We start from the raw sequence: 23,205 nt of genomic DNA, 5'->3' as shown, positions 1-23,205 counted from the left end.
AACTACTTACTAAAAAGCAGCATTTACTTTAGACATAAATTCACCAATTTTACTAGGCTCTAACCAACGAGTTACAACAACTACATCATTCTCTTTATCTATTACGATAAAGTTACCGCCAAAACCGGCAGCATAGTAGATATTTTCTGATAGACCTTCCCAATGTCTAGCGCCCTTTTTATTCAACCACCACATGTAGCCATAATTTGCATTAGGGGTTGAAGGGGTAGTTGCCTTTTTAATCCAACTTTCAGAAATCAATTGGTCATTCTTCCATTTACCATTATTCAAGAACAACATACCAAAGCGAGCCATATCTTCTGCGCTAATGAATATTCCTGCACCTGAGTGTCCGCCACCAGTAACCGACTTCATTTGAAGTCCGTCAATTTCTGTCCAAGCATCATCATAACCAAACCAACGCCACGTAGAAGATGCATCGATTTTATCCATAATTTTCTCTTTTAAGACTATAGGCATTGGTTTGCGCCATACATGTGTAAGCGAATATGCAAGCACATTTACACGAACATCATTATATTCCATAACAGTACCAGGTTCTTTAGGTTTTGCTAACTTCCAATCATCAATACCACCTTCACTAGGTGGTCTATCTGCCCAATCTTTACCGCCCCAAAGTTCACCAGACCAAGCGGAGTTCTGTTGCAATAAATGTTCCCAAGTAATTTTGGAATTATGTGCACCATCAAAAGTGCCGTCCCAGATGTAGTCACCTACCAAATTCTTAGTATCGGTAATAAGCTTCTCATCTTCGGCAAGACCAGCCATGGTGCTCAAAAAACTCTTTGTAACACTGAAAGTCATGTCAACCCTTTTTGTATCTCCCCATTGAGCAACAATATATCCATTTTTAAGAATCATGCCTGCCGGACCGCCACGTTTCTTGGTAGGACCTAATATTTTATGAAACGGTTCTTTTTCAAAACCTTTTACGATAGCAATACGCAAATCTCTAGAGCCTGAATACTCATTTGCTTCAGCAAAATCTACCGCTTCATTTAGCTTGCCATCTTTAATTTTAAAATCTTTCGGTGATTTTATTTCCCAATCTGCATTTCGTTCTGGAAAGTAATAATCTTGCCCCTGTAGATTTAAAAAACCAAGGAGGGCTACGAACGTGATAAAGTGTGATTTCATGAAAGTTAGTTTAAAACTACAAGTTACTTAAATCGAAACGCATTAACCAATCTGTTTGCTCATCTGAACCTATAAAATAAGGGTGCGTATCGAATTTTTGGAATCCGTGGCGCTCATAGAATTTTACTGCTCGTTTATTCTCTTGCCAAACACCTAACCATAACATTTTCTTGTTACGTTCTTGAGCAATAGCTTTAATGTAATGTAGAAATTGTTCCCCTAAACCTAAACCTTGATATTTAGCTACAACATAAATACGTTCTAATTCAACACTATTATCTTGCTTAAGTTCAGACTGTGCGTCATTAACATTTAGCTTAAAATAACCTACAACTTCTTTATTGTTATACACAAAGTAGAAATCACTATTGGGGTTAAGCAATTCTTCTTTCACCTTTTCTAAGGTAAAAGCCTTTTTAATGTACTTCTTAAAATCTTCGGGATCATTGTCTTTTTCAAAAGCAATTACAAAGGTGTGCTCAGAAATTTGTCTTAATTGATGCAGTTCTTCAAGAGAACATAATCTATATGTAAGTTCCATTTCACTAAAATAAAAAAAGGAGCAAATTACTTTGCTCCTAACCGGGGGAAATTTTATAAAATGGTTGATTTGGTAACTTTTCTGTTCTACTAGTGTATATTTACAACATGCAATCGTTCGTGGGCATTTTTCGATTGCGAACTTTTATTCTTTTTCGGCAAATAATTTACCTTCTGTTCTCATAAGAATCATTCCGTCATCAGTCTCTTGCATTTTTACAAAATCATCGGGGAAATCTGTACCTGGGTAGCTAACGATATACACATCGCCATTTACACTCCAGCTAAAATCTGTCAGATACACAACCTGACCACCTTTATAGCCGTGAAACCGACCTAAATAAACATCATTGAAAATCCACTCTTCATTATCAACGACCATTTTATTTGTATTGGTAGCGGTTTTAACCGTATGACTCCATATACCAATAATAGGATCGTTATTTTCTTCAATTTTTGAACACGAGGTAACAAGTACCATCAAGATTAGGCAACTAAATACATACTTCATTTTAGGTTAAGTTTTTCAAAGCGATTTGGGATACACTTTAATTACACTTCAAATATATGTAGTCTTTTTCTTACAAAAAAGAATTTGTGGTAAAACTTATTAAAATTGTGGTGAACATAGACAAGTTAGTTCATTAACTAAATTTGCTAAAATCCAAATTACAAAAAGAAGCAAAAAAAAAGAGCGACTTAATAAGTCGCTCTTTTGTAATCTCTTAAAAGTAATTTACAACATAAATAACTTTTTAGTAAGTCTTAAAAATCCGCTAAAGAAATCATTTCTATAAACTTGAATTTTGTTTTCACTAGCAGTGTGGTTAATTTGTGAATTCATGACGGTTAAGTAATTAATAGGTTATGGGGTTAATTGAGACTGAAAGATACATCTGTTCTACTCATTTTCGATAATAATTGTTGTGTACAGATTATAACATGTTGTGAAAAAAATTAAAAGCACAATTTATCGGTGATTGACCCACACAAATTATATACTCATCTCTAACACTTCGCCCTTGACAATCAAATTACCTTCAGTTGCTGCTTTAATTTCTTCTACCGATACGCCAGGTGCCCTTTCAAGTAACAAAAAGCCATCTTTAGTAACTTCGAGTACTGCCAAATTGGTAACAATCTTTTTAACGCAACCCACACCAGTTAAAGGAAGACTACATTTTTTTAACAACTTAGACTCTCCTTCTCTATTAGTATGCATCATAGCGACTATGATATTTTCGGCAGATGCCACAAGATCCATAGCACCACCCATACCTTTAACCATTTTACCCGGAATCTTCCAGTTTGCTATATCGCCGTTCTCAGCAACCTCCATAGCACCAAGTATAGTAAGGTCTACATGTTTACCTCTAATCATGGCAAAACTAGTGGCAGAATCAAAATAAGACGCCCCTGGTAATGCTGTAATGGTTTGCTTACCTGCATTTATTAAATCTGCATCTTCTTCGCCATCAAAAGGAAAAGGTCCCATACCTAGAATTCCGTTTTCACTTTGAAATTCTACACTAATATCATCACGAACATAATTTGCTACCAAGGTAGGTATACCGATACCAAGGTTTACATAATAGCCGTCTTCCACTTCTTGTGCAATTCTTTTTGCAATTCCGTTCTTGTCTAACATGTTTTTATTTTTGACGTACCGTTCTTTGTTCTATTCTTTTCTCGTAATCTTTTCCTTGAAAAATGCGTTGCACAAAAATTCCTGGAATATGTATTTGATTTGGATCTAGTTCTCCTTCAGGTACCAACTCTTCAACCTCAGCTACAGTAATGGTAGCGGCACCACACATACACGGATTAAAATTTCGTGCAGTTCCTTTAAATATTAAATTACCCGCTGCATCACCTTTCCAAGCTTTTACAAAAGCAAAATCAGCCTTAAAAGCTTCTTCTAGTATGTACATTTTACCATTGAATTCTCGAACTTCTTTTCCTTCAGCTACTTCTGTACCATAACCTGCGGGAGTGAAAAAAGCAGGAAATCCACCTTGCGCAGCCCTACATTTTTCGGCAAGAGTACCCTGTGGCGTTAATTCAACCTCTAACTCGCCACTAAGCATTTGTCGTTCGAATTCATCGTTCTCACCGACATAAGATGAGATCATTTTTTTTATTTGATGTTGCTGCAACAATAATCCCAAGCCAAAATCGTCGACTCCTGCATTATTAGAAATACAAGTGATGTCGTTTACACCTAATCTTACCAATTCACTTATCGCATTCTCGGGAATACCACAAAGTCCGAATCCACCTAACATAAAGGTCATTCCGTCTTTTACTCCTGCTAATGCATCGGTTACGTTTGCTACTGTTTTACGTATCATTTATTATTGAATTATCTAGTGTCTAAAATACCGATTTAAAATGGAATAAATAAAAAAAGGTCTTGGTGTACACCAAGACCTTTTCTAAAAATTATAGTCGATCACTTAAAAATCTAAATCTTCTAAATCATCTTCAACATCTTTATCTTGCTTTATATCGGCTGAGAATTTATCGCAATCTATTTCAATAGACATGTTAGCTGGCCTTTCAAAATCTTCTTTAGAAATGCCCAATTCTTCATTTGCATAATTTTTGGTCATATACAGACCCCATATAGGCAATGCCATTGAAGCACCTTGACCATAGGTAATACTTTTAAAGTGCACTGCTCTTTCTTCGCCACCTACCCATACACCAGTAACTAAATTAGGTACCATACCCATAAACCAACCATCACTATTGTTTTGTGTAGTACCGGTTTTACCCGCAATAGGGTTCGTCAATTGATATGGATAACCTGTAATGATTTCATCATATTCTGGTCTCCATTTATTATAATCCTTGGTACGTAAACGTGTACCCGAACCCCCTTGGGTAACACCTTTCATTAGGTCTAAAATAGCATACGAAACATCTTTACTCAATACATCTTTGGTCTCTGGTACATATTCATACAGAACCGTACCGTCTTTATTTTCTATACGAGTAACCATAACCGGTTTTACATACACCCCTTGGTTAGCAAAAGCACCGTATGCACCTACCATCTCATATACATTAACATCTAAAGAGCCTAAGGCTATTGAAGGCACTTCTGGAATTTCTCCTGAAAGTCCTAAATTACGAACCATACTCACAACAGATTTCGGACCCACCTCGTCTATTAATTGTGCAGTAACCGTGTTTACAGAATTTGCCAAAGCTCTTTTAAGCGAATAGCTAGTACCCGAGTACTTCATGTCAGAATTTCTTGGACACCAAGGCTCTACATTACCATGCTTACCTGCTTCGATACAATATTGGGTATCTGGGCGAGTTTCACAAGGGGATAATCTTAATTGGTCTATTGCCGCTGCATAAACAAAAGGTTTAAAAGTAGAACCTGCCTGTCTTGATCCCATAATAACATTATCATATTGAAAATGCTTATAATTGATACCCCCAACCCAAGCTTTTACATGACCTGTTTGTGGCTCCATAGACATCATTGCCGTTCTTAAAAATGTTTTATAGTAACGGATGGAATCCATCGGAGTTAGAATAGTATCTTTTTCTTTGGTCTGACTTTTCCAATCGAAAACTGTCATCTCGGTTTTTTTATCAAAAGACTCGCGAATCTGCTTTTCAGATTTACCTTCGCTTTTCATGATTTTCCATCTTTCAGAATTTTTCATGGCGCGCTCCATAATACTCTTCGTCTCTTCTGGTGTAATATCCAAAAACGGTGCTGTCTTATTTCTATCAGGAGTATTTTGATGAAAGAACTCAGCTTGCAATTTAGTCATGTGCTCATTGACTGCTTCTTCGGCATTAGCCTGCATTTTCGAGTCAATGGTGGTGTAAATTTTGAGTCCGTCTAAATACAGATTATAACGATCAGATTCGTCACCAATAGCAGGCTTCGGATTCTTATCTATCCAATCTTTCATAAAACGTTGCAAATACATTCTAAAATAGGTTGCCAAACCAACACTATGCGTTTCTGGATTGTAGTTGATATCCATTTTAGTAGCCTGTAGCGAATCTTTCTCTACATCGGTAATGAAATCATATTTTGCCATTTGAGCCAAAACAACATCTCTACGATCTTTCACCATTTCTTCCCTACGCATAGGGTTAAAAAGTGATGAATTTTTGAACATACCCACCAGCATTGCTGATTCTTCAGTTTTTAAATCTTTAGGCTCTTTACCAAAATAAATACGTGAAGCAGAACGAATACCATCGGCATTATTACCAAAATCATAAATATTAAAATACATACTGATGATTTCTTCTTTGGTATAGCTTCGCTCTAATCGAATAGCCAATACCCATTCTTTAATTTTTTGCTGTATGGTCTCAAACTTATTTCTAGAACGAACCCCTACGAATAACTGTCTTGCCAATTGCTGAGAGATAGTACTTGCCCCACCTTTACTACCTAAATACACGAAGGCTCTTAAAGTACCCCATGCATCAATTCCTGAATGAGAATTAAACCGAACATCTTCAGTAGCTATTAGCGCATTGACTAAATTTTCTGGCAATTCATCAAATTTTACATCGGTACGGTTATCATCTAAATAGAACTTGCCCAACAAGTTACCATCAGAGGATATTATTTGTGAAGCTAAATTTGTTTGCGGATTTTCTAAATACTCATAAGGTGGTAATGCACCGAAAAGTCCCCAAGAGGCAGATAAGAAAATTAATGCTACAATTGCAATACCTGACCCAAACAAGATCCAAAACCATAATATGAATTTCGAAAAACTATTCGTTGTTTTTTTCTTTACCTCTTTTGCCATTGTTTACGGGGTGCTTTTTGTTACTTCTATGCCAACATCTGTAATGCCTTCGAGACCAATTATGCCCGATACATTACCATTTTTACGCATCGCTTGTGATACCTCTATAGTATATACGCCCGAAGATGAAAAAACGATGTTTTCTTTATACCATAATTTATTTTCTTTAATACTACCATTCCCTTTTCCAAGCCAAGTACCATCGGGTGCAGACATGGCATATTCTAAGGTGTCTTTAGTTACCTCTCCTTCAGGAGTAGTTAAAGAAGCGATGATAAACAAATTACTATAAGGAAATGTATTGTCATTACGAACATTAATAAAGATATCGTGCTCGGCAATAGTATCCATTTTTGAAAGTGAAAACTCAAGAACATTATCTTTGTTCCAAACACCGTCTTCTAAAGTTCGGTATTCGGTTTTGATAATATTGCTGTCACAAGAAGCAAAAAGTACTAATGCCAAAAAACAATAAGATATACTACGCATCCTTTTGATTCCTATTACGATTTTTGTTTTTGTTCTTATTTCGGTTCCGGTTTCTATTCTCATTCTTATTGTTGTTACCAGCACCTTTTGGTTTATCAAAACGTGTTAAGCTGTCTTGACCAACTACATTTTCGAACACTACTTTTTCTTCTACGACAATTTCCATGGCGTACATTTCTAAACTAGCAACCTTCTCTTTCTTTTTGTTTTTCTCTATAATTTCGTTTACCTGATCCTTAGAAAGAACATGCCAGTTAGCAGGATTATCTTTATAGGAAAACCACAGCATTTCTTTAAAAATATCGGTTTTCTGGCAAAAAGCGAGTCCTTTTTCTGTAAATAATTTTGTGTCTTGAGCAGGAAAATCTTTAAGAGCATCAACATAGACATCTAGCTCATAGTTTAAACAACATTTTAGCTTACCACATTGACCTGCAAGTTTTTGCGGATTCAATGATAATTGTTGGTAACGTGCAGCCGAGGTACTTACCGATCTAAAATCTGTCAACCATGTTGAACAACATAACTCTCTACCGCAAGAACCAATACCACCAAGTCGCTGAGCTTCTTGACGATATCCTATTTGGCGCATTTCGATACGAATACCGAAAGCCTTTGCCATATCTTTTATCAGTTGACGAAAATCTACACGTTCATCGGCAGTATAGTAAAACGTAGCTTTTGATCCATCACCTTGAAACTCCACATCAGAAATCTTCATTTGAAGCTTTAAGATAATAGCGATTTCACGCGCTCTTTTCTTAATTTCATCTTCTCGATCTCTACATTTTTGCCAAATATCTATGTCTTTCTGACTCGCTTTTCTGTAAACTTTCGGAGCTTCTACATCAGTGAAAGATTCTTTCTTTCGCTTCATCTGAACGCGTACAAGCTCACCTGTTAATGTGACCATACCAATGTCATGACCAGATTGTGCTTGTGTGGCAACAATATCGCCTATGGAAAGTGAAAGATTCTCTGTGTTCTGAAAAAATTCTTTTCTACTATTTTTAAATCGTACTTCAACAAAATCGAATGGTCGTTCCCCATTAGGGAGCGACATATTTGAAAGCCAGTCAAAGACTGTCAGTTTATTGCAACCATCTGTACCGCAAGTACCGTTATTCTTGCATCCCTTTGGTTGTCCATCCTTACCGGTAGAACAACTACTACAACTCATATTATATATATTGGTTTGGTCGAATCTTATAAAATTCACCAAAAAAGGTTCATAAAAAACTTATAGGTAAAGATACAGTTTTTTTAATGTGAAATAAAAGTGAAATTAGTGGTGTCGGTTTTAAATAGTGACTTTGCCAATCAATCAAGACCTTTTCAAAAACATAAAAAGACAGCGAAAAACGCTATCTTTTTATAGAGTATCGTATTATTTAATGACTTAAGCCTAACTAAGTAAGAAAGCCTACTTTTTAAACTTTAGCACTTCTGATCTTCCTTTTTTAAATATCTTATTACTTACAACCTTGCCTTTTCTGAGTACTTTTTGCTCTTCAAAAGGTAATTCATGAACCTCTTTACAGGCATCTGAACAACAATTATTCATTTTTTCTGCACAAGATGGGCATTGAATAAATAATAAATGACAAGCTTCGTTGGCACAATTTACATGTTCATCGCAAGCTTCGCCACATTGGTGGCAATTGGCAATTACATCATCGCTAATACGTTCTCCCCTTCTATGGTCAAAAACAAAATTCTTACCCTTGAATTTATTTTCAAGATTATTTTTCTCTACTTGTCGGGTGTATTCAATAATTCCGCCTTCTAGCTGATACACCTGCTCAAAACCTTTATGTTTGTAATAGGCACTCGCTTTTTCGCAACGTATTCCGCCTGTGCAATACATTACCAATTTTTTATCTTTCTTGTGATCCGCCAAATCGCGTTCAATAATATCTAATGAATCGCGAAATGTATCAACATCTGGTGTAACCGCGTTCTTAAAATGTCCGATTTCACTTTCATAATGGTTTCGCATATCTACGAGAACCGTATCTGGATCTTCAATAAGTTCATTGAACTGTTCTGCGCCCACGTGAATTCCTTTATTGGTAACGTCAAAAGAATTATCTTCTAAACCGTCGGCTACTATTTTGTGTCGCACCTTAACTTTTAATTTCAAAAAAGAAAGATTGTCTTGCTCAATAGCAATATTCAAGCGCACATTCTCAAGAAAAGAAATACTATCTAAATGTTCTTTGAATACTTGAAAATTTTCTGCTGGCACAGAAAGTTGGGCATTTATACCCTCGTGAGCAACGTATATTCGCCCAAGAACATCCATATCGTTCCAGTTAATGAAAAGGTGATTTCTAAAAATGTTGGTATTACCAATGTGTGCATAGGTATAGAAAGAGATAGTAAGGCGTTCCTTACCCGCTTCTTCAATTAAAGCTGCTCTTTCTATTGCACTTAACGTATTGTACAGTTGCATGCTATACTAATAATTTAAGTCTGCCAATGACAGAAGGTTTATAGAAAAATTTCGAAGGACAAAAATAATGAAAATGCGCCTATTTTATTACCGTTAACCACATTATAATCTAAAAAAGAGCCATGTGGACCACAAGACTCTTTTATCGACTATTCCATTTTAATACTTTTTCATAGCATTCTTAAAGAATACAAAAAGGATATAGCCACCTATAACCGCCGACACTAAAACAGCGATATATAACCAATTAAGTACGTTCTATTTTATAAAAGATAGTAATTGCCTAAAATGGTTGCGTATTCGATTCAATATTATTCAATTCAAAAAAGATTTGGTAATTTAGCTATCCAAAAAAAATAGAAAATGGGTTCTGAAAAAGAAGCAAAATTAAAAGCATTACAATTAACCCTTGACAAGATGGATAAGACCTACGGTAAGGGCGCTGTAATGAAAATGGGCGATAAGGTTGTTGCAGATGTTGAAGTGATACCTTCTGGCTCATTAGGTTTAGATATTGCCTTAGGCGTAGGTGGTTACCCAAGAGGTCGTGTAATTGAAATTTACGGACCAGAATCTTCAGGTAAAACAACCTTGACTTTACACGCAATTGCAGAAGCACAAAAAAATGGTGGTATTGCAGCATTTATTGATGCTGAGCATGCTTTTGACCGTTTTTACGCTCAAAAATTGGGTGTAGATATTGACAACTTAATTATATCTCAACCAGATAACGGCGAGCAAGGCTTAGAGATTGCAGATAACTTAATACGTTCTGGAGCAATTGATATTGTAGTAATAGATTCAGTTGCGGCATTGACACCTAAAAGTGAAATTGAAGGAGAAATGGGAGATTCTAAAATGGGTCTTCATGCACGTTTAATGTCTCAGGCACTTAGAAAATTAACAGGTTCTATCAGTAAAACAAACTGTACCGTTATTTTCATTAACCAATTACGTGAAAAAATTGGTGTAATGTTCGGTAACCCAGAAACTACTACAGGTGGTAATGCCCTTAAATTTTATGCATCTGTTCGTTTAGATATTAGAAGATCTACACAAATAAAAGATACAGATGGTAATGTTCAAGGTAACAAGACCCGAGTTAAGGTTGTAAAGAATAAAGTAGCACCACCTTTTCGTACTACAGAATTTGATATTATGTATGGCGAAGGTATTTCTAAAGTTGGTGAGGTTATCGACTTAGGTGTTGAATACGAAATAGTAAAAAAGAGTGGTTCATGGTTTAGCTATGGCGACACTAAATTAGGTCAAGGTCGTGATGCCGTCAAAAGCCTACTTTTAGATAACCCTGAATTATTTGAAGAATTAGATGGCAAAATTAGAGAAGCCATTAAGGCCTTAACTGCTTAAGTTCAGCTGTTATAGTAATAAATTGTGTTTGAGTAGGCACACGAGGTATTCTTAAGAGAAACAAATTAAAATTTCGAGGCTTGACCGCTCATGGTGTGCAAGCCTCGGAGTATTAAATTAAAGAGTATCTAGCAAACACAAATGAGTTAACGCAACCATTTTACTTCCTTTTCATCTTATTACAAAATAGTTGTATGATGAGAAATAAGTTAATGTTATTGACCTTGGTCTTGGCATTTTTATGCAATGGTTGTTCTATTGATGATGATGGCGCCAATTTCCATTTTACTGCATTGGAAATTGTGGATGCAGAAGTACCAGAATCTTTTGTTCTTAATGAGACCTATAAGATTACTGTAAATTACCTAAAGCCTGATAGTTGCACATACTACGAAGGTTTTGATGTTGTTAAAGATTCCCTGACCACGAGAAGTGTTGTTGCCATTGGGACAGTACGAACAGATATTGATGATTGTATGGAAGAATTAATTCAAGAGACAGCGTCATTTAACTTTCAGGTAATTTATACAGAACCCTATACATTTAAATTTTATACCGGCGATAATAGTGACGGAGAGGCAGAATATTTAGAAATTGTCGTTCCAGTAAACAACCCTTAAAACAACCAACCATTTGTGAGTCTAGAAGAGCTCATTCATAATTGCAAAAAAGGAGACCGTAAAGCACAGGAACTATTATATAGAGCCTATGCCACAACTCTTTATGGCATATGTTTAAAGTACTCTAAATCTAAGTCTCAGGCAGAAGATACCTTGCACGACAGCTTTATGACCATTTATGATAAAATAGGTCAGTTTAAAAATAAAGGTTCTTTTGAAGGTTGGATGAAAAGAATTACCATAAATACTGCGTTACAAAAATATAGAAAAGAAGAGTATTTAAACGTAGTTACAGAAAATACAGAAGAAGAAGTTACGGTTGATAATGCTTATGCCGATATCAGTTTACAATCGCTTTTAAGTTACATACAAGAATTACCGAATAAATACCGTGCTACATTCAACCTATATGTAATGGATGGGCACACGCATAAAGAAATTAGTGAAATACTAGGTACCACTATCGGTACCTCAAAATCTAATCTTGCTAGGGCACGCGCATTATTAAAAGAGAAAATAGAAACTAAGATGACACAATCAATTGTAAGTGTCTTAATTATAATATCAACATACTTTTTATAATCTGAACGGTTATAAACAGAAACAGTACTAGATGCATAAGAAAAATATAGACGACCTTTTTCGAGACAAGCTCTCGGACTTCAAACAAAACCCAGACAATAAAGTCTGGCGGGCGATTGATGCGTCATTGAACAAAAAGAAAAAAAAGCGGGTGATCCCTATTTGGTGGTCACTAGGTGGTATAGCGGCTGCAATAGCCATTGGCTTATTGGTAATTAATCCGTTTTCCGATAGCCAACCATCGAACGAAATATTGGTAGACACTGAAAATGAATCAAAACCCAACATTGATATTCAACCGAATAATGAAAATGAAATTTTTATTGATTCGATAGACATCAACAAAAATCAAGTTGCTGAACAAGAAATTTCCATAAAAAATAGCGTTAACATTGTTGAAAACAATACAGAAACAACACAGCAGAAATCAAGCAACATAATTAAACCATCAGCCAAAAAACGTGATAATTACATCGGTAAAAACCAAAACTCGGTCGCTGATAACAAAAAACCGATTTCGCCAAGTAAGTCAACTACAAATGGTGCATTACTAGCTGAAAGCATTGCTTTAAAAGAAAAAAGCTCTAAAAACACATTACATACTGATGTTAATGTTAATGATGAAAACAGCACAATGCAATCAAGCAATTCTTTTGAAAAATTAGGTTCGACCGAATTGACTAATGAAACTGCTATTGCTCAAAATACAAATACTGACGAAACGCTAGAAAACGCTGAAACAGCTAAAAAATCTATTTTTGAAGAAATTGAAAATCAAGAAGAGCTTAAAGAGGAAAAAGTTGCTAATAATAGATGGTCTGCTGGCCCAAATGTTGCCCCCGTTTATTTTAATGCGCTTGGTGAAGGCTCCCCAGTAAATTCCATTTTCAGTCCGAATGCGAAATCAGGAAACGTTAATATGAGTTACGGAGTCTCTGTAGCTTATGCCGTAACTAAAAAGCTGACCATACGCTCAGGCATCAATAAAGTAGATTACGGGTATGATACAGAAGATGTTGCTTTTTCATCTTCCTCAGCTTTGGCATCTACCAATAGTCAATTAAGCACTATTGATTATGCAGAAACATCTAACACACTTACCATTTCGAGTAAAGTAGTTGCATCAGACAAATTCAGTACCATAAGTTCTGCTTTAGATGTTACAGCAAAAAGTCCGACAAGAGAAGGCTTTATGTCGCAACAATTTGGTTATATAGAATTACCAGTAGAATTAAATTACGCACTGATCGACAAAAAATTCGGAGTAAACCTTATTGGCGGTGTCAGTTCTTTATTTTTAATTGACAACGCAGTTTCTTTGACTTCTGGTGAGTTGACCACTGAAATCGGCGAAGCCAATAATATTAACGACCTAAACTTTAGCGCGAACATGGGGCTTGGTATAAATTATAACTTTTCACAAAAAGTTCGATTTAATGTAGAACCGATTTTTAAATATCAACTGAACACCTTTTCTGATGTAAACGGTACTTTTAGACCCTATTCTGTAGGGGTTTATAGCGGACTCACATTTCAATTTTAAATCATACCTATGAAAAAGTACATCTTAAGCTGTATTTGCCTTTTCAGCATTTCTATCTACTCTCAAGATGTAGATGATGAAATTATACTTCAGAAGAACATCATGAATTAAAGCTTAACGGCCTCTTTTTAATCTTAGGCGCCATTGAGTTAGATTATCAATATTTACTAAATGAAGAGTCTGCTGTAGGTATTGATGTACTTTATACTTATGATGATGAGAATCTCGATGTCAACAATTATGTATCGCCGTACTACCGTCAATATTTTGGAAAAAAATATGCCTCAGGTTTCTTCGTGGAAGCATTTGGCATGTTAAATTCTGTTGATGATTACATCTATGACTCTTATTACGACGAACCAACAGATTCTTATTATTCCAATTCTGGATACCAAGAAAATGTTGTCGATTTTGCCTTAGGTATCGGCTCAGGTGTTAAACTACTTACTAAAAGAGGTTTTATCGTCGAAATAGATGCAGGCATTGGTCGCAATCTATTTAAAAACGATCGAAGTTTTACCATTATCGGTAAAGGTGGTATTAACCTTGGTTACAGGTTCTAGCTATTTGGTTAAATCGCTAAGTATCGTTTCTCTAACGCTTGTTCTTAGCTCTGCCGTTTCTTCTGGCCGTGTGGAATGCGTCTCTACAAAAGAATGAACTCTAGCCCTACATTTACCAGGTCCTCCACTCAAAAACGTAAAAGAAAACCGTTTTTTATTATCAAAAAAAGTTATGGGAACCACTGGTATTTTATGAGAAATGGCCATTTTAAAGGCACCATCTTTAAACGTATCTAAAACCACATGTTCTTCGGGCACACCACCTTCAGGAAAAATACAAATACTCAAGCCTTGCTGTAATCTCTTTTGCGCTCTTCTATACACACCAGTTCTACTTTGGGTGTTATCTCTATCTACCATGATACACACACGTTTATAAAAGAATCCGAATAAAGGTATTTTAGCCAACTCTTTCTTACCCACGAATACAAATGGGTTTCTACTTACCACTAGCATCAGCATAATATCAAGCATACTCGTATGGTTAGCCACCAACATATAGCTCTTCTTTTTCACCAAACGTTGCTCGTAGGTTACTTTCGGGAAACAAAACATACCATATAGTATAAATCTAGCCCAGAGGTTTCTAGCCATCCAGAAAAACTGTGGATACCAGGTTTCACGCGAAGCAAAAATTACCAGTAATGGAAAAAAGAGTAGAATAGGAATAGCCACGAGAACATAAAACCAAATTCGGTATATAGTTTGACCGGCGTGTTTAACCAATTTAAGCATAAATCAAAAGTAGTTATTTACGATAGTTTTTTTGTATTTGTTTTACCTTTGCTTTTTTAGAAAAAAGAAAATGGCAAGAATTTTAACAGGCATACAAAGTACCGGAACTCCGCATTTAGGAAATATTCTAGGAGCGATTAAGCCAGCAATAGAAATGGCAAATAATCCTGCTAACGAATCTTTTCTTTTTATTGCAGATATGCATTCGTTAACACAGATAAAAAATGGCGCAGAATTGCGTCATAACACCTATGCTGTTGCCGCAACTTGGCTTGCCTTTGGATTGGATATTGAAAATACCGTTTTTTATAGACAGAGCGATGTACCGCAAACGGCAGAACTAGCTTGGTACCTAAGCTGCTTTTTTCCGTACCAACGATTAACCCTTGCACATTCTTTTAAAGATAAAGCTGATAGGTTAGAGGATGTAAATGCCGGACTCTTTACCTACCCTATGTTAATGGCTGCAGATATTCTATTATATGATGCCAATATTGTACCTGTAGGTAAAGATCAAATGCAACATATTGAAATGACGCGCGATGTTGCTTCTCGTTTTCATGCACAATTAGGTGAAACTTTTGTTTTACCAGAGGGCAAGGTTCAAGAAGAAACGATGTACATACCAGGTACCGATGGTGCTAAAATGAGCAAGAGTAAGGGTAATTTAATCAGTCTTTTTCAGACGGATAAACAATTACGCAAACAGATTATGGGAATACAAACGGATAGTACACCTATGGAAGATCCAAAAGACCCTACCAATGATAATGTATTCGCTTTATATAAAATTCTAGCTAGCCAGCCTCAAATTGAAGAAATGAGCGCTAACTATTTAGCCGGAAATTATGGTTACGGTCATGCCAAACAAGCACTTTATGAAGTTATTGTTAATAAGTTTATAGAGCCTCGTGAGAAGTTTGAATACTATATGAATAATTTAAAAGAACTTGATGATGCATTAGATCTGGGTGCGGAAAAAGCAAGAAAAGTAGCGGACGGAGTACTGGGAAGAGTTCGTGAAAAGCTGGGTTATTAATTTCTAGCCTTAAATACCACAAATATCAAAAACCGACCTAGTGGTCGGTTTTTTGTTTTAATTACAAATGAGTTCGTGTCAAGTTTCCCGATTTGGAATGGAATTTTATCGACAAAAGGATTGCTTGGTTAATTCTACTCTTCGAATATTTAAAAAACAAACCGAGTGGTTTGTAAAAATATCAGATTGCCTCAAACAATTTTCCAGGCAAAGGCCTTATTACACCTTTCATTTCCATATTCAATAAGGTAGAAGATGTTCTATAAATAGGTAGTTTACAATCTAACGCTATACTATCTAAAATTTGCTTGCCGTTATTTTGTAGGTAGGTGTAAATATTTTGTTCGACTTCATCTAGTTCAATAAAAAGCTGTCTCTGAATATTCTTATTCTGTTTTTCAGCTATATCCCAATCTAACAAATAAATTAAATCTGCCGCCGATGTCATTACATGTGCTTTTTGCTGCTTAATTAGATTATTACAGCCCAAGCTATATTTATCAGTTGTTCTACCAGGTACAGCAAAAACATCTCTATTATAACTATTCGCAATATCAGCAGTTACAAGGCTTCCGCCCTTTTCAGCAGATTCTACTACCACTGTAGCTTCACTTACACCGGCAATTATTCGGTTTCGTTTTAAAAAGTTTTCGCGTTCAGGGTTACTAGTACTCCAGAATTCGGTGTAGAAGCCGCCATTCTTTAAAACATCAGCTTGATATTTGGCATGTACCTTTGGGTAAATTTGATTTAGTCCGTGTGCCAAGCATCCTACGGTTTGCAATCCGTGTTTTATAGCTTCCCGCTGAATACAAATATCTACTCCGTATGCAAAACCACTAATTATGACTGGATCTAACGGAGCTATTTCCTCAATAAACTGCTCACAAAAAGCCATGCCGTAGCTCGTAATATTACGGGTACCGACTACGCTGATCAATTTACGATTCTGCAAATCAATATTTCCTTTCTGAAATAAAAGAATAGGTCCGTCAATACAATGCTTTAAATACTTAGGATAATCTTCATCTAGAAAATAGGTGCAGCTAATATCGTTTTTGAGTACATAATTATATTCTGCTTCGGCAGCTTCTAAATGTTCTAAGTCAAATAAATGTTTGATCGTATGAGTACCGATGCCATCGATTTTCAGTAGATTTTGCTTTTTGTCTTCGAAAATCGCGGATGGACTCCCACAATGAGAAATTAATTTCTTCGCGAGGATATCTCCAATATTTGGAACATGTTGTAACCGTAGTATTGCAACAAGTTCATCAGCAGTATGTTGTGTAGTTTTCATTTCTAGTTCGCAAATAAGCGAAAAAAATATGTTAATAAAAAGTTACGAAAGGAGTTTTTATACCTCTTTATTTTCTTCATATTTGTAATCAGATGGTTTTAGAACACTATATAAGCGATTTACTTTATAGGTACAACTGTGTTGTTGTACCAGGATTTGGAGCATTCCTTACCCAAAAAAATTCTGCCAAAATAAACGTGGTTACCAATACGTTTAGCGCGCCAAATAAATCTATTGTTTTCAATAGACAGCTGATCTCTAACGATGGGCTTTTGGTTTCTTATGTGTCAAATGCAGAGAAAGTTTCTTATGAAACGGCATTGGTTGAAATTGAAAACCAAGTAAAAACTTGGCAAAAGGTTTTGATCCAAGAAACATCTTTACACCTAAAACATATTGGTTCTTTAGCTAGAAACCATGAAGATAAAATATTGTTTCAACCTGCAAATGAAACAAACTATTTAACCTCATCTTTCGGACTTTCGAATTTCAACTCTATACCTGTAATTAGAGAGATATTAAAGGAAGAAGTTGTACAAATAGAAGAAAAAATACCGTTCGTAATTAGTCCTGAACGTAGAGAAAATAGAGGTTTTAGACCTTATTTAAAATATGCGGCTATTCTAATGTTGGCATTTTCTACTGGCGTTACGGGTTACCGTGCATACCAACAAAAAAATACAAACGAGCAAGTTGCTAGACAAGATGCTGAAGAGTTTGTAAACAAACAAATACAAGAAGCTACCTTCTTTGACTTATCGCCATTAGAATTACCCACAGTTACTGTTGAAGCCACTACAACTTCAAAACCATCAGTTAGCAAAGGCGCATCAACACATTTTATTGTTGCGGGTGCCTTTAGAGTTAGAGATAATGCCGATAGAAAAATCGAGCAGCTTAAGGCTAACGGATTTAATGCCGGTTATTATGGCACGAATGCTTACGGTCTACACATGGTAACTTTTGATAGTTATACCAATGCAAACGATGCTTTGAATGCTTTACGTGAAATTAAACGTACGCAGTCTAAAGATGCTTGGTTATTAACCGAAAAATAAACCTACACACATTTTATAAGTACCCTTGATGCCCGTATCTTTGCGCAAAATTTCTAATTAATGGAAGCAAAGACTCCTGCAGCATCTCGTACCACAATGACCGATTTGGTTCTCCCAAGTGAAACCAACGCACTTCAAAATTTATTTGGCGGCGAATTATTGGCCCGTATGGATCGCGCAGCCAGTATTGCTGCCGGTAGACATAGCCGCAGAATTACCGTAACTGCATCTGTTAACCACGTAGCTTTTAACTTGGCAATACCACTTGGTAGTGTTGTTACTGTCGAAGCAGCCGTTTCTAGAGCATACAACACCTCTATGGAGGTCTACATAGATGTTTGGATAGAAGACCGCTACAGCGGTAAGAGTACTAAGGCAAATGAAGCTATTTATACCTTTGTTGCCGTTGATGAAACAGGTACACCAACTGAAGTACCTGAATTAACGCCTGAAACTCCCCTAGAGATTACCCGTTTTGAAGGTGCATTACGTAGAAAACAATTGAGTTTAGTATTGGCAGGTAAAATGACACCTGATAATGCTACCGAACTTAAGGCATTGTTTACGAAGTAAATTAGTTTACCAAAATACTAATCGATTTCTTATTCTTTTTTATATGTGAGCCAAGAGGTCTGTCTATATTTTAGCATATCTAATTTGTAATTCTACTAAACCACTTCTCGGTACAAATCCTTTTCCAATTCCGACTGTTCTATATCAACTTTAAAAGATAGGTCCATTTTCATTTCGTTTGCATTATTCCAAATATAAAGTGCCGCCAAACCAATGCTTCCAATTATGAAAAAGGCGATAGAATAAACAGCTAATCCGCCGTAGGCTAAAGTCAAACATGTAGCTAAAAATGTAACATAAACGACTATTGGTTTAAGAGACCATTTTAGATTAAAACTTGGTGATTTAAGAGTAGTATTCTTCGCTAGTTCATTTTGTGTGGACTCGGAATTCAACGCAATTGTATTGTGCATAATGGCTCTATTTTACTGGTTAATACAGTAAAATTCGGCAAAAAATGGCACACACACTTACATAATATAATGAAAATCAATATGATAACGAAGAATTAAAGAAATCATATTATTTGAATATCAGAAAAATAAGATTGACAAAATTACCTACTAAAAATTAAAGTTATCAGGATCGGGACCAGAGCGTTCTCCTGTTTCCAATCCGTCTAAAAAGATAATATCATCATTTGACAACTCAAAATCAAATATATCGGCATTAGATGCTATTCGTTTGGCATGAACCGATTTCGGGATAGCAACAACACCTTTTTGAAGATTATAACGCAGAATAATCTGTGCTACACTCTTATTGTACTTTTTGGCTAAGTCGGAACAAATATCCAACTCAAAAACCTTACCCTGCATAAAAGGAGACCAAGACTCGTATTGAATTCCGTTCGAAGTACAAAAATCAATAAGATTTTGCTGCACTAAGTACGGATGAAATTCCATTTGGTTGACCATAGGCACCACCTTACATTGGCTCATCAGATCTTCTAAATGATGTTTTAGAAAATTACTAACTCCTATAGCCCTAATTTTCTTTTGAGCATATAGATGTTCTAAAGCTCTCCAAGTTTCTTTGTATTTACCAGCAACTGGCCAATGAATAAGGTATAAATCTATATAGTCGACACCTAAACGTTCTAAACTTGCGTCAAAAGCTTTCAGTGTTTCATCATATCCTTGGTCAGCATTCCAAACTTTGGTTACCAAAAAAATGTCATTTCTATCTATTCCGCTTTCACGAATACCTTTACCTACACCCTCTTCGTTCTTATAAACCGCTGCAGTATCAATATGACGATACCCTAATTGAATTGCGCTTTTAATCGCCTCTACAACTTCTTTTTCATTATCTGATTGATACGTTCCTAAACCCAAATACGGCATTTTAACTCCGTTACGGAGTTCAAAACTTCCTTTAATATCTGTAATAACCGGTAGGTTTTTCATAAGATTATCTTTTAAAGTCGATACACCCATTCTTCTGGGTTAAGACGAGAGGTATCCTGGTATAGGTAAAATTTTAATCTGGTCTGACCATTATTTTTATTGGTATAAACAACACCGAGTTCTTCTTTACTAGATACTTTATCACCTTTTTTTACATACAGTTCAGAAAGGTTGTAGTATGTACTAATGAAATTACCGTGTTTAATTTGCACCCCTTTATTACCACCAGGCACAGCCAAAATAGCGATTACTTCTCCTTCAAAAATAGCACGTGCTTTTGAGCCCTCATCCGTTGCAATAATTACTCCGTTACTTTGGTGCTTAATCCCCGGGTAGACAGGATCAGCGTACACCCCGAATCCCTGACTCTTTATTCCCTTTTCTACGGGCCAAATCAGTTTTCCTTTATTGGCAGAAAAGTTATTGGCAATAACAGTCGCTTCTGGAGTTAGTACGAACTTACTTGAGTTTTTAGTAGTACTGCCAGATTTTTTATTCGAGGCCGCAATTGCACTTCTAATCAGATTTTCAATTTGCTGATCTATCTTTCTAGCTTCTTTCTTTTTCGTATCGATCGCACTGGCATACTTACTCTCGTTCTTACGAATAGTACCCAATAATGCTTTCTGAGTCTGTATTTCACCGAATAATTGATCTTTCGCCTTTTTATTCTGAGCCAATAAAACCTCTTTTACTTTTCGCTCTTCGTTCAAATCTGAATTTAGACGTGAAAGCTCTTCTGTTTTGGTCAATATCTGAGCTCCCTGCTCTTTTCTATAGTCTGTATACTGCTTCATATATTGAAGCCTTTTAAATGCTTGAAAGAAGCTTTCAGAAGATAACAAGAACATTAATCTATTCTGTTTCGATTTGTTCTGATATGACTTCTGAATCATTTTCGCGTACTCGTCCTTTACTTCTTGCAGCTCGTTCTTTAACTTACCTATATTTCTAATATTGGTATTGATCTGTCTGTTCAATAAGTTCGATTGCTGATTGGTAACTCGTATAAGTTGCTGGCGTACGGTAATTTTTTTATCTAACGCCTCCATTTGATCCAAAACATTGCCTTTCTCTTTTTTTTCGGCAAAAAGCAGGCGGTTAATGTTTCGTATTTCCGACTGAAGTTGCTCACGCTTTTCCTCTAATGCTTTTTGCTCACTCGTTTGTGAAAATATAGACACAGAGGTGAATAGCATTACTAAAAAAAGACAATATCTTATTTTGAACAACATATGTTTACAGTTCAATTTCTTTAAAACCTTTAGGTATGGAATATGGGAAATTTACAGGACTATTTAATTCTAAATTCTTGAATTCTAGTTCAATAGTATTCACCTTGTCCTTACTAATTGCTCTTATCATTATCTCGTTAGGCAAAATTTCTTTATCTAAACTCTGGTAATTTTTATAGGTAATTTCTAACAGACGCTTCTCTTGAGGTTGAGCGATCTGCTGCAAATCCATCTTATAATTTTTAGGTTCGATTCTGAATAACATTTTATACAACGATGCCTGTAACCTAGGTGTAAGTCGATATGCTTCTTCAGAAATATCGATATCATATTTTTCTTTTCTTAAGTCTACTATTGCTTGCCCAGTTAGTAGATTCTGTAAAATTGAAAAATCTACTTCGGTGCCCAATAAATTACTTAAATATGAAAAATCGCCATCAAAATATTCGTTCTCTAGTTTATTATAAAAAGACACTCTATCGGGCGTTATATATGCCTTTACAATACCTAAGGGCGCACTCATCCAAATAGCTTTGTCTTTTTCCATTCGTAAGCTTACCGAAACACTCTGAGAAGATTCCCCATCTGAATAGGCTATTTTAACCCTACCGGCTAATGTCTTAAAACCCGCTTCGTTTTGATAATGGGCTTTTATAACCGACTTAGATGTCATTTTTTCATCTACGGTACCACCAGTAATTACTTTAGTGCTCTTACAAGAGGCCATAAATACAATCATCATTATTACAATGGCTTGCCTTGATTTCATCATATTCAAAAACTTCATCATCTAAAATCCTTATTTAATTTTACTAAGGTACATATTTGCCTTCGAGGTATTATTGGTCGCCATATATGAGGTAGCCAATTCTTTATAGATATTATTCTCAAGCGGAATGTCATCTATAACGTAGTCTAATGCCGTCACTAAAATATCGATAGCATCGGTATATTTGTTTAACAGATTAAATGCGGCACCTTGGGCGTAATAAAAGTATGGCTGAGATGGAAAACGTTCTATTGCATCTTCTGTCAAACGTAATAATTCATCATGATTGCCAGCTGAAGCTAATAAACCCTCTATTTTTACTTTATACCCATCAATACTGCTTAAATCAGTAGTATTCTCTGCTTTTCTAGATACAATAACTGTAGTGGGCTTTTCTTGTTGTTTAGCGATTGAATCTGTTATCTTATGCTCTAAGTATTGATATTTTTTAGAAGTTTTTAAGCCCTTTAAAATAGATTTTGCAGTTACATAATCTTCTTTTAGAAAATAGATTTCTGCCAAATTACCCCGAAGCACAACATTATCCCAAGGTAGCTCTTCTTTTACCTCTTCTAATACAGATTTTCTAGCATCGACAACATCTACCAAGGTTTCTGCATACCAGTAATTTTCTGGCTCACCGTTAAGCGCCTCTACCGCATATTCTTGAGCAACTACAAATTGCTTATCATACAAATGAAATTTAGCCAACTCAAAAGAGACGACCGTATTTTGTGGTTGTAGACGTTTACATTCTAAGAAGTAAGTTATAGCTCGGTCATAATTACGAATTCCCATTTGCTTTAACCCTTCGAAAAAATTCTCTTGAAAAGTATCTGAATATTCCTCTAAAAAGACCTCTGCGCTTTGTTCTACATCCAATTCTTGATTTTCTTGCGCAAAAGATTGCATGGGCGTACTACAAACACCGACAAGCAAGCCCATTAAAATCAAGTTCTTCATA

At 35.7% G+C, this 23,205-nt stretch carries 24 protein-coding genes; 8 read left to right on the top strand and 16 right to left on the bottom strand.

What is annotated here, in order from left to right:
• Positions 1-9 precede the first annotated feature (9 nt).
• The 9 genes from ACPF9A_RS10370 to ACPF9A_RS10330 form a co-directional block, all read right to left on the bottom strand.
• Complete coding sequence (locus ACPF9A_RS10370) at positions 10-1,158, bottom strand: serine hydrolase domain-containing protein (RefSeq protein ID WP_424004179.1); 1,149 nt, start codon at positions 1,156-1,158, stop codon at positions 10-12.
• A gap of 16 nt (positions 1,159-1,174) precedes the next feature.
• Positions 1,175-1,699 carry a GNAT family N-acetyltransferase gene (locus ACPF9A_RS10365; protein ID WP_424004177.1) on the bottom strand — a complete coding sequence of 175 codons (525 nt, stop codon included), beginning with the start codon at positions 1,697-1,699 and terminating at the stop codon, positions 1,175-1,177.
• Positions 1,700-1,843: 144 nt separating this feature from the next.
• Positions 1,844-2,209: a hypothetical protein gene (locus tag ACPF9A_RS10360; RefSeq protein ID WP_424004175.1), complete on the bottom strand. Its 366-nt coding sequence runs from the start codon at positions 2,207-2,209 to the stop codon at positions 1,844-1,846.
• Between the two features lie 483 nt (positions 2,210-2,692).
• The gene (locus ACPF9A_RS10355) at positions 2,693-3,346 is read right to left on the bottom strand and encodes a CoA transferase subunit B (RefSeq protein ID WP_424004173.1); all 654 of its coding nucleotides are present in this window, start codon (positions 3,344-3,346) and stop codon (positions 2,693-2,695) included.
• A 4-nt stretch (positions 3,347-3,350) separates the two neighbouring features.
• Entirely contained in the window at positions 3,351-4,049 is a 699-nt protein-coding gene (locus tag ACPF9A_RS10350; protein WP_424004171.1) for a CoA transferase subunit A, read from the bottom strand.
• A gap of 105 nt (positions 4,050-4,154) precedes the next feature.
• Positions 4,155-6,500: a transglycosylase domain-containing protein gene (locus tag ACPF9A_RS10345; protein WP_424004169.1), complete on the bottom strand. Its 2,346-nt coding sequence runs from the start codon at positions 6,498-6,500 to the stop codon at positions 4,155-4,157.
• Positions 6,501-6,503: 3 nt separating this feature from the next.
• A complete protein-coding gene (locus tag ACPF9A_RS10340) occupies positions 6,504-6,989 on the bottom strand; it encodes a gliding motility lipoprotein GldH (protein ID WP_424004167.1) in 486 nt (161 codons plus the stop codon).
• Positions 6,982-8,169 carry a PSP1 domain-containing protein gene (locus tag ACPF9A_RS10335; RefSeq protein ID WP_424004165.1) on the bottom strand — a complete coding sequence of 396 codons (1,188 nt, stop codon included), beginning with the start codon at positions 8,167-8,169 and terminating at the stop codon, positions 6,982-6,984. The genes ACPF9A_RS10340 and ACPF9A_RS10335 overlap by 8 nt, the downstream gene beginning before the upstream one ends.
• Positions 8,170-8,412: 243 nt before the next feature.
• Positions 8,413-9,444, bottom strand: a complete 1,032-nt coding sequence (locus ACPF9A_RS10330) for a rhodanese-related sulfurtransferase (protein ID WP_424004163.1) — start codon at positions 9,442-9,444, stop codon at positions 8,413-8,415.
• Positions 9,445-9,807: 363 nt separating this feature from the next.
• Here ACPF9A_RS10330 and recA point away from each other — a divergent pair, with 363 nt between their 5' ends.
• The 5 genes from recA to ACPF9A_RS10305 all read left to right on the top strand — a co-directional run bounded on the left by recA (position 9,808) and on the right by ACPF9A_RS10305 (position 14,123).
• A complete protein-coding gene (gene recA / locus ACPF9A_RS10325) occupies positions 9,808-10,815 on the top strand; it encodes a recombinase RecA (protein ID WP_424004161.1) in 1,008 nt (335 codons plus the stop codon).
• A 194-nt stretch (positions 10,816-11,009) separates the two neighbouring features.
• Positions 11,010-11,435 carry a hypothetical protein gene (locus tag ACPF9A_RS10320; RefSeq protein WP_424004159.1) on the top strand — a complete coding sequence of 142 codons (426 nt, stop codon included), beginning with the start codon at positions 11,010-11,012 and terminating at the stop codon, positions 11,433-11,435.
• A 15-nt stretch (positions 11,436-11,450) separates the two neighbouring features.
• Positions 11,451-12,017 (top strand): RNA polymerase sigma factor, encoded by a 567-nt coding sequence (locus ACPF9A_RS10315; protein WP_424004157.1) that lies wholly within the window; start codon positions 11,451-11,453, stop codon positions 12,015-12,017.
• A gap of 31 nt (positions 12,018-12,048) precedes the next feature.
• A complete protein-coding gene (locus ACPF9A_RS10310) occupies positions 12,049-13,560 on the top strand; it encodes an outer membrane beta-barrel protein (protein ID WP_424004155.1) in 1,512 nt (503 codons plus the stop codon).
• Positions 13,561-13,871: 311 nt separating this feature from the next.
• On the top strand, positions 13,872-14,123 hold the full coding sequence (locus ACPF9A_RS10305) for a hypothetical protein (RefSeq protein WP_424004153.1): 252 nt from the start codon (positions 13,872-13,874) through the stop codon (positions 14,121-14,123).
• Here the strand turns inward: ACPF9A_RS10305 and ACPF9A_RS10300 are convergent, their stop codons facing one another.
• The gene (locus ACPF9A_RS10300; RefSeq protein WP_424004151.1) at positions 14,124-14,858 is read right to left on the bottom strand and encodes a lysophospholipid acyltransferase family protein; all 735 of its coding nucleotides are present in this window, start codon (positions 14,856-14,858) and stop codon (positions 14,124-14,126) included.
• Positions 14,859-14,928: 70 nt separating this feature from the next.
• Here ACPF9A_RS10300 and trpS point away from each other — a divergent pair, with 70 nt between their 5' ends.
• The gene (gene trpS, locus ACPF9A_RS10295) at positions 14,929-15,897 is read left to right on the top strand and encodes a tryptophan--tRNA ligase (RefSeq protein WP_424004149.1); all 969 of its coding nucleotides are present in this window, start codon (positions 14,929-14,931) and stop codon (positions 15,895-15,897) included.
• A 181-nt stretch (positions 15,898-16,078) separates the two neighbouring features.
• Here trpS and dprA read toward each other — a convergent pair whose 3' ends face one another.
• Entirely contained in the window at positions 16,079-17,197 is a 1,119-nt protein-coding gene (gene dprA / locus ACPF9A_RS10290; RefSeq protein ID WP_424004147.1) for a DNA-processing protein DprA, read from the bottom strand.
• A 92-nt stretch (positions 17,198-17,289) separates the two neighbouring features.
• Between dprA and ACPF9A_RS10285 the strand changes: the two genes are divergently transcribed.
• A complete protein-coding gene (locus ACPF9A_RS10285; RefSeq protein WP_424004145.1) occupies positions 17,290-18,255 on the top strand; it encodes an SPOR domain-containing protein in 966 nt (321 codons plus the stop codon).
• 60 nt (positions 18,256-18,315) lie between these two features.
• A complete protein-coding gene (locus ACPF9A_RS10280) occupies positions 18,316-18,828 on the top strand; it encodes an acyl-CoA thioesterase (RefSeq protein ID WP_324024675.1) in 513 nt (170 codons plus the stop codon).
• A gap of 95 nt (positions 18,829-18,923) precedes the next feature.
• Here ACPF9A_RS10280 and ACPF9A_RS10275 read toward each other — a convergent pair whose 3' ends face one another.
• The 5 genes from ACPF9A_RS10275 to ACPF9A_RS10255 all read right to left on the bottom strand — a co-directional run bounded on the left by ACPF9A_RS10275 (position 18,924) and on the right by ACPF9A_RS10255 (position 23,204).
• Positions 18,924-19,241: a hypothetical protein gene (locus ACPF9A_RS10275; protein ID WP_424004143.1), complete on the bottom strand. Its 318-nt coding sequence runs from the start codon at positions 19,239-19,241 to the stop codon at positions 18,924-18,926.
• Between the two features lie 150 nt (positions 19,242-19,391).
• The gene (locus ACPF9A_RS10270) at positions 19,392-20,237 is read right to left on the bottom strand and encodes an aldo/keto reductase (protein ID WP_424004141.1); all 846 of its coding nucleotides are present in this window, start codon (positions 20,235-20,237) and stop codon (positions 19,392-19,394) included.
• 11 nt (positions 20,238-20,248) lie between these two features.
• Positions 20,249-21,472: a murein hydrolase activator EnvC family protein gene (locus ACPF9A_RS10265; RefSeq protein WP_424004139.1), complete on the bottom strand. Its 1,224-nt coding sequence runs from the start codon at positions 21,470-21,472 to the stop codon at positions 20,249-20,251.
• Between the two features lie 4 nt (positions 21,473-21,476).
• Positions 21,477-22,262 carry a DUF4292 domain-containing protein gene (locus ACPF9A_RS10260; protein ID WP_424004137.1) on the bottom strand — a complete coding sequence of 262 codons (786 nt, stop codon included), beginning with the start codon at positions 22,260-22,262 and terminating at the stop codon, positions 21,477-21,479.
• A gap of 9 nt (positions 22,263-22,271) precedes the next feature.
• Entirely contained in the window at positions 22,272-23,204 is a 933-nt protein-coding gene (locus ACPF9A_RS10255; protein WP_424004135.1) for a tetratricopeptide repeat protein, read from the bottom strand.
• Position 23,205: the final 1 nt, after the last annotated feature.

This window comes from Maribacter sp. IgM3_T14_3, from assembly GCF_049603095.1.
In the GTDB taxonomy this organism is placed as follows: Bacteria; Bacteroidota; Bacteroidia; order Flavobacteriales; family Flavobacteriaceae; genus Maribacter.
The sequence above is the reverse complement of the archived record's forward strand: the minus strand, read 5'-3'. Positions and strand labels throughout refer to the sequence as shown.